General features: G+C 35.8%; 10 protein-coding genes and 1 tRNA gene. 2 read left to right on the top strand and 9 right to left on the bottom strand.

All coding sequences use genetic code 11. The features are described from left to right. The first annotated feature begins 10 nt into the window (after positions 1 to 10). Positions 11 to 2,236 (top strand): flagellar hook protein FlgE, encoded by a 2,226-nt coding sequence (gene flgE, locus C6H18_RS00950; protein WP_104721253.1) that lies wholly within the window; start codon positions 11 to 13, stop codon positions 2,234 to 2,236. 76 nt (positions 2,237 to 2,312) lie between these two features. On the opposite strand, the gene argB is transcribed toward flgE, so the two are convergent. After that, positions 2,313 to 3,167 (bottom strand): acetylglutamate kinase, encoded by an 855-nt coding sequence (gene argB, locus C6H18_RS00945; protein ID WP_104721252.1) that lies wholly within the window; start codon positions 3,165 to 3,167, stop codon positions 2,313 to 2,315. 51 nt (positions 3,168 to 3,218) lie between these two features. Here argB and C6H18_RS00940 point away from each other — a divergent pair, with 51 nt between their 5' ends. Further along, positions 3,219 to 4,160 (top strand): D-2-hydroxyacid dehydrogenase, encoded by a 942-nt coding sequence (locus C6H18_RS00940; protein WP_104721251.1) that lies wholly within the window; start codon positions 3,219 to 3,221, stop codon positions 4,158 to 4,160. On the opposite strand, the gene C6H18_RS00935 is transcribed toward C6H18_RS00940, so the two are convergent. The 8 genes from C6H18_RS00935 to C6H18_RS00900 form a co-directional block, all read right to left on the bottom strand. Continuing rightward, entirely contained in the window at positions 4,149 to 4,829 is a 681-nt protein-coding gene (locus C6H18_RS00935) for an energy transducer TonB (protein WP_104721250.1), read from the bottom strand. The two genes, C6H18_RS00940 and C6H18_RS00935, sit on opposite strands and share 12 nt — an antisense overlap. After that, complete coding sequence (gene exbD / locus C6H18_RS00930) at positions 4,795 to 5,178, bottom strand: TonB system transport protein ExbD (protein WP_104721249.1); 384 nt, start codon at positions 5,176 to 5,178, stop codon at positions 4,795 to 4,797. Before exbD ends, C6H18_RS00935 begins: the two co-directional genes overlap by 35 nt. Next, positions 5,162 to 5,599, bottom strand: coding sequence for a TonB-system energizer ExbB (exbB, locus tag C6H18_RS00925; protein ID WP_104721248.1), 438 nt, complete (start codon positions 5,597 to 5,599; stop codon positions 5,162 to 5,164). The genes exbD and exbB overlap by 17 nt, the downstream gene beginning before the upstream one ends. 172 nt (positions 5,600 to 5,771) lie before the next feature. Beyond that, positions 5,772 to 5,855 (bottom strand) — tRNA-Leu (locus tag C6H18_RS00920). Between the two features lie 31 nt (positions 5,856 to 5,886). Then, entirely contained in the window at positions 5,887 to 6,201 is a 315-nt protein-coding gene (locus tag C6H18_RS00915; protein WP_104721247.1) for a F0F1 ATP synthase subunit C, read from the bottom strand. 101 nt (positions 6,202 to 6,302) lie between these two features. Beyond that, a complete protein-coding gene (locus tag C6H18_RS00910) occupies positions 6,303 to 8,507 on the bottom strand; it encodes a polyribonucleotide nucleotidyltransferase (RefSeq protein ID WP_104721246.1) in 2,205 nt (734 codons plus the stop codon). 15 nt (positions 8,508 to 8,522) lie between these two features. Continuing rightward, entirely contained in the window at positions 8,523 to 9,206 is a 684-nt protein-coding gene (locus tag C6H18_RS00905; protein WP_233704013.1) for a phosphoribosyltransferase, read from the bottom strand. A 14-nt stretch (positions 9,207 to 9,220) separates the two neighbouring features. Beyond that, positions 9,221 to 11,347, bottom strand: a complete 2,127-nt coding sequence (locus tag C6H18_RS00900; RefSeq protein ID WP_104721245.1) for an LPS-assembly protein LptD — start codon at positions 11,345 to 11,347, stop codon at positions 9,221 to 9,223. Between the last annotated feature and the right edge of the window lies 1 nt (position 11,348).

Here is an 11,348-nt window from a genome sequence, read left to right as displayed (position 1 = left end):
AGGATTGCAAATGTTACGATCTCTATGGTCCGGAGTAGGCGGTATGCAGGCGCATCAAATCGCATTAGATGTCGAATCCAATAATATTGCCAATGTCAATACCAATGGCTTTAAATACTCCCGTGCAGATTTTTCTACTATGATTGTTCAAACTCAACGTGGTGCAACAGTTCCATATAATGGTTTTGGTGGTGTTAATGACTATTCTATTGGACTTGGAACCGGGATAGAAACTACTACAAAAGTTTTCTCACAAGGCTCTTTACAAAACACACAAAGAAAGGCAGACTTGGCATTAACAGGAAATGGTATGTTTGTAGTAAGTGGGAATGGCGGTGTATCTCATCTTTATACAAGAGATGGGGGATTATCCTTTGATGCAGTAGGAAATCTTGTAACAACAAGCGGATACATTGTCCAAGGGTGGCTTAGAGATTTAGGAGATCTTAATTCATCAGGCACAGGAACCGTAGATTCTACTAGACCCACTGGAAACATCACTATCGATCCTCGACTTACTATCCCAGCAAGAGCAACTACAAATGTTACGGGAGCTATCAATTTAACAAGCGGAGTAAGAACAGAGCATACCACTCTCCCAAACCCCTTAGATAGCACAGCAACAAATAACTATTTAGCAGGTGGATTAGATAGGACTTATGATACTAAAGATAGACAACTTGAAGTTGAGCAAGATATGGGAGTTATGTTTAATGATGCTGGAGAATCTATGCGCTTACAAGAAAATCAAGGGATATGGGTAAGCTACCAAACCGCTACTTCACAAGCCCTAGACATTGATAGTGCTTACGCAGGTTCTACAACTATTACTATTAATGAAGTTGATATTACTTGGACAAATAACCCACAAACTTCTAGGTCTTCTAATTTACTCTCTGCACAAGTAGCCATTAATAACCAAAAAGATACCACAGGCGTAGAAGCCCTCATTAGAAGTGGGCGACTTGTCTTGCAAAATACCAATCAAATTGATGGTGATGCGAGTAAGAAAAACATAAGGGCTAAAATCACAGGAGGCACCGCTTTTAGCGATAGTGCTAATATTACCGTAACTACTGCTTTTAGATACAGCTATACCCAACAAACCGATGCAGATTCTGCCTCAGGAAACTTCCGAACAACAGAAGATTTAAGAGCCTTACTCCAACAAGACGCAAACAAAATTAAACAATTTGGTGGAGATTCTGCAGCAGCTGCCGCAGCGGCTGCCAATGGTCTTTTTGTGCAATCAACTTTTAGTGTTAAAGTAATACTCAATAATAGCGGACAATTTGCAATTGAAAACAAACAAGATGGATTTAATGCAAGTGCTAATACAATAGGTATAGGTGCTGGTTTAAGACAACCTGCGTATGACAATCTTAACATATTTGTCTCCGCTTATAACGATACACTTACAACCACCAATGTTCTTTTTAAAAATCAAATGAAAGGATTAAACACAGGAGTATTAGTCGAAGGAGGAAATGTTACCACTTCTAGCGGCTTAAGAATGGCTAAATTTGCTTCTACTATTGCCATTTATGACAGCCTTGGGAATAAACACAATTTAACCATAGACTTCACCAAAATTAGAGATAAAGAATGGGCTTGGAAAGTTATCGTTCCAGAACCCGCAGAGTTACTTGGGGCTAGCGCACAAAGATCTAATATCTTAGAAGGCGGTAGTGTAACCTTTGGGAATCAAGGAGAATTGCTAGGATTTAATCCTTCTACTATCCAATTTAAACCCAACAATGGAGCTGCTTTTCCACAAAATATCAATTTAAATTTTGGGACAGCAGGGGGACATTCTGGACTTACAAGCACAGGTTCAGAATCCTCAGCCACACAAGTTAATGGTGATGGTTATCCATCAGGACAGCTTGAAAGCTTCTACTTTGATAAAACAGGCACAATGATAGGACACTTTAATAATGGACGCGATCTTGCTTTGGCACAAGTAGCTGTTGCAACATTTGCGAATTACGAAGGTTTGCAAGAATCTGGAAGCAATCTCTATGCAGAAAGCCCAAACTCTGGACGAGCCACAATAGGAACTGCTGGAACAGGGGGCAGGGCATCCGTAGAAGCCTCTAAATTAGAGATGAGCAATACAGACCTTAGTAGAGGATTAACGCAACTTATTGTCGTGCAAAGAGGATTTCAAGCAAACTCTAAATCTGTTACCACCGCTGATCAGATTCTCAACACTCTCTTGGGATTAAAGCAATAATCCTAAGAGATTCCTCTAAAATATCTTGTCTAATTCTTATATCAAGAAATTATATCTTTAACAAAATATCAAAATTTCATTCTGCTATAAACTGACTTCCTATTCCTTGAGAGGTAAAAAGCTCCAATAAAAGAGAATGCGGAACTCTACCATCAATAATATGTGCTTTTTCCACACCTTGTTTTACACATTCCAAACACGCTTCCACTTTAGGTATCATACCACCGACAATCACACCTTTTGCGATTAACTCTTGCGCTTCTTGCAAGTTTAAACTCTCTAAAATTTCTTTATTCTCATCTAAAACCCCTCTAGTATCTGTTAAAAAAATAGCTCTTTGGGCTTTTGTCGCAATAGCCACAGAGCTTGCGACACTATCTGCATTAACATTAAACCCCGGATGCCCTGATTCTTCGCCACTAGCAATGGGTGCAATCACAGGAATGAGATTCTGCTCTAAAAGATTATCAATTACCTCTGCCCTAACCTCTGTAATTTCTCCAGTGTAGCCATACTTCCCGCCATCTTTTTCTCTAGCTTGTAATAAAGAGGCGTCCTTGCCACTAATACCAATGGCATTTACACCGTGAAAATTTAAAAATGCGGTAATTTCTTTATTGATTTCGCCACTAAGCACCATTTCAACAATCCTTAAAGCATCAATGCTTGTTACTCTAAGCCCATTAATAAATTGACTTTGGATTTGGAGTAGCTCTAATAATTCGTTAATCCTTTTTCCCCCACCATGAACAATAATGGGTTTAATCCCTAGCATATAAAGCAAAACAATATCAATAGCAAACTGCTCTTTTAAATGAGGATTAATTTGTGCCGCACCGCCATACTTAATCACAATTTTAGAACCCCTAAAAAGTCTAATATATGGAAGCGAATCAAGCAAGATAGAGACGATTCTAGAATGATTGCGCATTTTATTCCTTTTTGTAGTAAAATAGTATAAATTATACCAAAAGGATACCCAATGCAAAACAAAATCGTGTTTTTAGACGCTTTAAGTTTAGGGGAGAGCAATATCCAATCAAAACTTGAATCTTTTGGCACTTACACTGCCTACCCTACAACCAAACCCGAAGAAACCTTGCAAAGAAGCAAAGGAGCAAATATTATTCTTAGCAATAAAGTCGTTTTAAACAAAGAAACCTTAGAAGCCCTCAAACAAGACTTAAAGCTTATTTGCATTACAGCAACCGGGATAAATAATGTGGATTTAGAAGCCGCAAAAGAATTAGGCATAGTAGTTAAAAATGTCGCTGGATATTCTACCCAAAGTGTGGCACAGCACACTTTAATGTTAGCCTTAGGACTTTGCGCAAAATTACCCTTTTATGATTCTTATGTTAAGAGTGGAGAATACGCCAAAAATCCTCTTTTTACAGAACTTTCTTTGCCTTTAGAGCTTTTAAACAACAAACAATGGGGGATTATTGGATTGGGTTCTATTGGAAGAGAAGTTGCGAGATTAGCATCTGCCTTTGGTGCTAAGGTATGCTATTACTCAACAAGTGGCAAAAACACAAATAAAGACTATCCATCCTTGCCTTTAGAAGAACTCCTAAAAACAAGTTTTGTAATTTCTATCCACGCACCCTTAAATCCAGCAACACAAAATTTGCTCCACGCAAAAAACCTATCGTTCCTGCAAGAAAATAGCATTTTAATCAACATTGGAAGAGGCGGAATCATTAATGAAGAAGATTTAGCACAAGCACTAAAACAGCGAAGATTCTATGTAGGGCTTGATGTATTTACTAAGGAGCCTATACAAGAAAATAATCCCTTGCTTGATAAAAGCATTTCTCACCAAATGCTATTTACTCCCCATAACGCTTGGGGATACGAACAAAGCAAAGAAATATTAATCGAAGGGATAGTTAAAAACATTAAAGAGTTTTTAGCTCTTTAAATGATATTGGATAGGGATTTGGATAATTACATTATTTTTTGCTGATGGAAAACTCTCTTGTGCATCAAAAATAGTTCTTAAAGCCGATTTATCCAAAATAGGGTTTCCTGAAGATTTTATAATCTTTACACTTTGAACTCCTCCACCTGCAAGTAAAGTAAATTCTATCGTAACAACACCCTCTATCCTCATCATTCTAGCCTTTCTTGGGTAATGGAGATTCCTATCAATAGCCTGTTTGATAGCGAGCAAAAAAGGATCATTATTCTTACCAAAAGTTAGCATCTGGGGTGCCTGATTTGTAGGAGTTGGATTGGGATTGGAGGCAACCTTTTGTATCGGTGGCTCTAAAGCCTCTTGCGGCGAGGGTTGAACCATTTTATATTCTTTGCGATGATGTTTGGGTTTGGTTTTCTTAGGCAAAGGCTTATTAATCTTCTGTATGGGTTTGGGCATTGGAGGCTGAAGAGGCTGAACTTGTGGTGTATCGGGCATAAATTGATTTAAGGAGATAGCAAGATTTTGAGTTTGCAATCCTACATCTTCTTTTGAGGTAAAATTTTTTCCTACTATCAAAACACTCAAAATAAGAAAACCATAAATTGCACTTGCCATAATAAAAGAATACAAAGTGCTATTGCTGTTGCGTGGCAATACTGAAGTTTTCATGATCTTTTCCTTTTAGAATATCAACAATTTGGATAAAAGTATCAAATTTAGCTTCCCTATCACTCCTTAATTCAACCAAAGTTTTAGGATTAAGATTGACTAATTCATTTCTTAGCACTTCTAAATCCACCAAAACATCCTCTAAATAAAGCTTATTCTCCTTATCCACAAGTATTCTAATCTTTTTTTCATCTTGATTAGACATAGAATGAGAACTCTTAGGCAAATCAATAGGTATTTTTCCCTGAGCAATAAAGGTAGAGACACTCAAGACAATCGCCAATAAAACTAGCATAATATCAATAAAAGGGACGATATTTAAGGATTCATTTTTAGGAATCTTTAACATTACTATTCCTTGTTTTATAGAGATTGCTAAGAAGCGTAATCTTACGATAAAAGGCATTATAAGCAATCAAGGTCGGGATAGCCACAGCAAGCCCTAATGCAGTCGCCTTTAGAGCCAAAGATAGACCAGTCATAATTTCTTTGGTATCTATATTTCCACTCAAGCCCATATCATAAAAAGTAATCATAATCCCTATAACGGTCCCCAATAAACCCACATAAGGAGCATTAGAATAAATAATATAAAGCGTTGTTAAATGCTTAGTGATAGAATCTTCAAAAGATTCCAAAGTAGGGTATTCTTCAAATTCAATCTTTGCAAAAAATATAACGCGTTCAATGCTAAGCCAAAGTGCAATAAACCCCATAACACCCAAAATTCCAAAAATCGCATAATCGACACTCTCTTTTAAAAACTCCATTGCCAATAATCCTTGTTTATTAAAATATCACTTAAGATTATAACATAAATTACTTAATAATAAGAAATATTTTTATTATTAGGCAATAAGCACAAAATATCTTTTAGGATAAAATTTTGCTAAAAAGTTTAAAAATTAAAAAACTAGAAATGAAAAACTCAGAAAGTATATATGGTGCGCTGGGCGAGACTTGAACTCGCACGGGTCGCCCCGCCACCCCCTCAAGATGGTGTGTCTACCATTCCACCACCAGCGCAAAAGTAGTAGATTCAAGGAATCCTTGAATCTTATAAGCCTAAAATTGCTAAAAATGGATTTGCATAGAGTAAAATAAGTGCTACAACAAGTGTATAAATAACCTGCGCTTCAATCATAGCTAAAGCAATAAACATTGTTGTCATTAATTTACCACCAATTCCGGGATTTCTAGCCATACCAGAAATAGTCGCCGCCGCTGTATTTCCCATACCAACTGCACCACCTAATGCGGCAATACCCAAACCAATACCTGCAGCAATTGCAGAATAAGACAACAATGTTTCACCTTCCGCAGCAAAAGCAACACTTGCTAATGCAAAGAAAACTAAAAGTAACTTTTTCATATTTTCTCCTTAATATTTCAAAGCCCGTTCGGATCTATCCCCTACTTACTGCTTTGTGAAAATGGATATTATAGTATTTTTACTAAAACTTTAATAAAAATTTATTCCCTTATCCAATCAAGCTCTACCTTATTTTTATTGACTGATAACACTTCTACTTTTATTTCATCATCAATATTTAAATAATCAGAAATCTTTCCCTCACCCCTATTGATAACTTTTGAAATATGCAATAATCCATCATACCCTTGTGGCAACTCTATAAATACTCCAAACTCTACGATCTTTTTTATCTTCCCTACATAAATATCCCCTACCTTATAAAGATCCCAAGGATTAATTCTTCCTTCTTTTTCTTTATTGGCAATCCCTAAAATATATTCTTTAGCAGCATCTACTTTTTGCCTATTTTTTCCACTTAAACTCACTTCTCCATTATCACGATTTAAATCAATAGCAACTTCAAACTTCTCAATAATCTCTTTAATCGTTTTCCCCCCTTGTCCTATAACCTCAACGATTTTACTTGGATGGATAGAAAACACCTGCGAAGTGGGTAACACAGATTCATTTAAAACAATTTTACTCTTAGCCTCCTCCATAATCTCTAAAACACGCATTCTTGCCTCTTTAGCCTGTAACAATACTGCCTTTAAGATTTTAGTGTTTAGCCCCCCTAATTTAATATCCATTTGCATAGCAGTGATGCCATTTTTTGAACCTGCTATTTTAAAATCCATATCACCATCGTGATCTTCTAACCCCATAATATCTGTCAAAATCACATACTCTTCCCCCTCACAAACCAACCCCATAGCGATTCCTGCGATTAAATTTGTGCATGGCACACCTGCAGCAGCTAATGCCAAAGAACCACCACAAATCGTTGCCATAGAAGAAGAACCATTGGATTCTAAAATTTCAGAAACAAGACGAATGGTTTTAAATTTGCCCTCTACAAGACTAGATTCTAATGCTCTTTTTGCTAAATTTCCGTGTCCTAATTCTCGCCTTCCAGGTGCTGATATACTATTTGCTTCGCCAACGCAAAAAGGAGGAAAATTATAATGCACCATAAACCTCTCTTTAGATGAACATTTATCTGTTAATAATTCATAACTCTGCGCATCCATATCTCCACCCAAAGTTGCTACAACCAAAGCTTGTGTTTGCCCTCTTGTAAAAAGCGCACTAGAATGCGCATTGGGTAAGATATTAGTTTGGATGCTAATAGGACGAATCTCATCAAACCTTCTTCCATCAGCTCTCTTGCCTTCTTTTAATATCATAGTTCGCACAATTTCTTTTTTCAGTCTTAAGGTTGTCTCTAATACCCTCTCTTTTAAACATTCTGTATCTTCTGGATTTTGCTCTCTCCACTCTTGCAGTATCTTCTTGACAAAAGCATTCAGTTTGCTATTGCGCTCTGTTTTGCTCAACAAATAAATCACCGCTCTTAATTCTTCTAAATAGTTTTGTCTAATATAAGATTCTATCTTATCACATACAAAACTTGTCCTCCCCTCTTTTAAAACAATAGCTTTCTTTATAAAAGGTGAAAAATGTTGGCTAATAAGCTGATTTTTTTGCGCTATCATCTCTTGTGCCAACTCTAAAGCTTCCAGAATTGTCTCCTCATTAGCCTCATTAGCACTAAAATAATGCAATTGATCCTCTAAAATCTCATTAGCAAGAGGGAGAGAATGGGAATCCTCTTTGGCTTTAATACCCCCAAAACTGCGCATCTCAATCATCAATAAATCTTCATTAGCACCACTTACAAACAAATCTAAAGTGCTTTGCTCTAACTCCTTAGCATTAGGATTTACAATGAATTTTTCATTGATTCTACCTATACGCACAGCACTAACAGGGATATTAATAGGTATCTCTGAAACAAAAAGAGCCACACTTGCAGCATTTAAAGCCAAAATTTGTAAATCCGCATCAGGCTCTACACTTAATACTAAAATAGTAATTTGTGTAGGGTAGCAATAATCTTTAGGAAAAAGCGGACGCAAACTCCTATCTACGATTCTAGCACTTAAAGTTTCAAAATCACTAGGTTTAGCCTCTCTTTTTACATAGCCACCCGGAAACTTTCCTGCCGCATAAGCTTTTTCTATGTATTGCACCGTTAAAGGCAAAAAATCCTCTTCTACAATGGTATCCGTATCAATAGTAACCGTAGCTAAAAGGACATTATTCCCTTGTTGATAATATACGCTTCCACTTGCCGATTGCGCAAAAGTATCTAAAGTATATTTTTCTTGGCTGTTTAAAAATAATAGATTCACTTCTTGCATTATTTCTCCTTAAAGCTATTGTATTTTAGTAAAAATTTCCTCGATAGTAGATGTAGGGATTGGTGTATAATCCCTATAATAATACCCAATATCCACAAAATCTTTTAATTTATAAAGGCAAAAAACACCATCTATTGTCTCCTCAATAGCTTTAGCAACCTCCAAAGGAGCTATGGGCGTCGCACAATAAATCGTCTTAGCTTGTAGGGTAACCATAGATTTAATCGAAGCAAAAGCAGTAATACCACTATCAATACCCTCATCAACTAATAAAACATTTTTATTTTTAAAAGACATTAAAGGATTTCCTTTGCGATACTGGTAAATTAAAGGCAATATCTTATCATCATATTGCCTCTCTACTTCTCCATAAATATAATCCAAACTAATCCCAAAAGATTCGACTAAAAAATCATTAATAACAACATCTTGAGTTTCTGTTGCCATAGCAATTTCGCATTCTGGATTATTCGGCGCGTAAATAGGCGAGGTAAAAAGAAAAGCCAAAGGAGCCTTTATAGTTTGTGCTAATCTCTGTGCAAAATAAACTCCTGCAAATGAGATTCCCACCACCACACAATCTTCTTTAAGAAAAAAATTCAAAGGTAAATTATTTAACAATTTAGCTAAAGCATCTTCGCGGTTTTCAAAAAAAATTTTGCGTCTTGGAGAATGCTGTGAATTCCCTAACAAGTCCAAATTTTTGCCCTCTCTTAACGACTAAGCTTTATATCACTGCTTAAAAGTGGTATAAATTTGACGGTTAAGAGAACATACCTATCATCTCTTGCCTCAGCCCCTCTAGTAGTTAGCACAGGATGGATTGTGCTTACATACTTAATCCCAAAGGCAAAACAACGAATCTCTGTATCAATGCCAACCTGCCAAGTCTTGAAATATTTTTCTTTATAATCATAACCAACATTTGCGTATAAAACAAAATCTTCAAAATCTCTTTTAAATCCCGCATTGATATAATTTGCCTCGCCAAATCTCCCTTTTACAAGATCGTTTCTAGCAAATTTCTCACGAATAAAATGGCTAAATGTCGCCACCAAAAAATCCTCTTTATATTCGGCTTGATGGGTAGCTTCTGATATTCTATTCCTTGAATGGGAATAAAAGATACTGCTTAAGAATCTCCAATGGTGATTGTAAAAATACTGGATTTCATTGTGAAGTTCTCCTGTGCGATTACTATCCTCAAAATAAAAAGCTTGATTGATTTTATGAGACAGCAATAAAACATTATCTAAGTCATAAAAATATTGAGAACCGCTTAATAAAAACTCCTGCCTATCCCCCGGTAATTCAAAAAAATCTGTAAAACTTCCTTTTTTATTATCTACTCCAGGAAAGGTATATTGCATACCCAAGTTTAAGGTATGCCCAAAATTATTATATTTTTTTACCAAATCTGTATCTGCATTAAAGACATAATGTTGGCTAAAATATCTTCCATTTTCTAAATTCAAACCCGATGCATTGTTATAATCTATCATTGTCCCATAAAATACAGGAGATATAGAGACATTAGCATAATCATCTAATAAGCTTTGTGTATAAATAAAAGGCAATTTTGCTTCTTGTTGAATCGCACGATAACCAATAGGTCTTGTATAATTCTTCACCCCATAATCAAAAGAATAATAAAAATTATCCACTAAAATACTATCAATTTGTCGGTGGTATTGAATCTCAGGCAAGGTTTGCAAAGTTTCTGCATTACTTGTTTTTTCTAAATCGGAGTAATATCTACCATAAAACCCCACATAATCATTATCGCTTTTTAAAAAATAATTTAAACGCGAGGTTAGCAAACTACCTTGCAAATCTGCTCGCTCTCTTGCTTGTTCTGCTTGGGTTTTAAAATAATCAATATCAGAAATTTGAGAAATATCTGTATATAAACCATCTTCGCGAAAATAATTATGCGATTTTGTCAATAAATCTTTACGCGAATATTCAAGCTGTATTCCATAATGCTCTTGATTTTCTAAATTATAAGTATCTTGATAGCTATTGGTATTTCTAAAAACTCCAAAATTTAACCAAAAAATCTGATTTTTATCATCAATTACCCTAAATTCATTATAAAATCCCGCACCTCTTCTTGTCCTAATTTGTGGCGAAAAAGTCATATCCCACCAATTATTTGGTGCGATAAATATAGGTTGTGAGTAAATAAAACCATCATCGCGAGAGTTCCCAATTATTGGGTAGAGCAAACCACTTTTTCTCTTATAACCAGCAGAAAAGGATAAATAAGGAAAATATAAAATAGGCGTATCATACACGCACAAACGAGGATGCCAAACTTTTAACCACTCTTTATTAACGTCATATTCCGCCTGTGCTGCTTGAATCTTCCAAATAGGATTATGCACCCTACAAGCTGAAACCGTGGTATCTTCTAGTTGATAAACACTGCCATCAAACTCTGCGGTTTTAGAATTCACCCACAAACCACTTTGCAACTCTTGTAGATAAAAAGGCTCCAAAAAGGAATAATCCTCTTGGACTTTAATCTTTACCTTTTGTGCCTTCAAATAAAGCGAATTCCCTTTGTAGGCATTGACATTGTCTATAAGGGTTATCTCTCCTGTTTGGGTATCATAAATAGCTCTATTAGCGGTTACAAAATAATCTAAATTAATGATAGTAACATTGCCTTTTCCTATAATTTGCGCTTTATCATACTCCACATCATCTGCTAAAAATTCAAAAACTACTTCTTGGTTTTTATTAAAATGCTTAATAGAAGGTTTGGCACTCATAATACTAGGGGCTATTAGAATGGCTGTAAGGGCAATGGAACAAGCACTTTTTTTCAAAAACATA

The organism is Helicobacter mesocricetorum, assembly GCF_900198605.1.
Lineage (GTDB): Bacteria > Campylobacterota > Campylobacteria > Campylobacterales > Helicobacteraceae > Helicobacter_D > Helicobacter_D mesocricetorum.
Note: the sequence above shows the minus strand (reverse complement) of the source record. Positions and strands in the feature narration are given on the sequence as shown.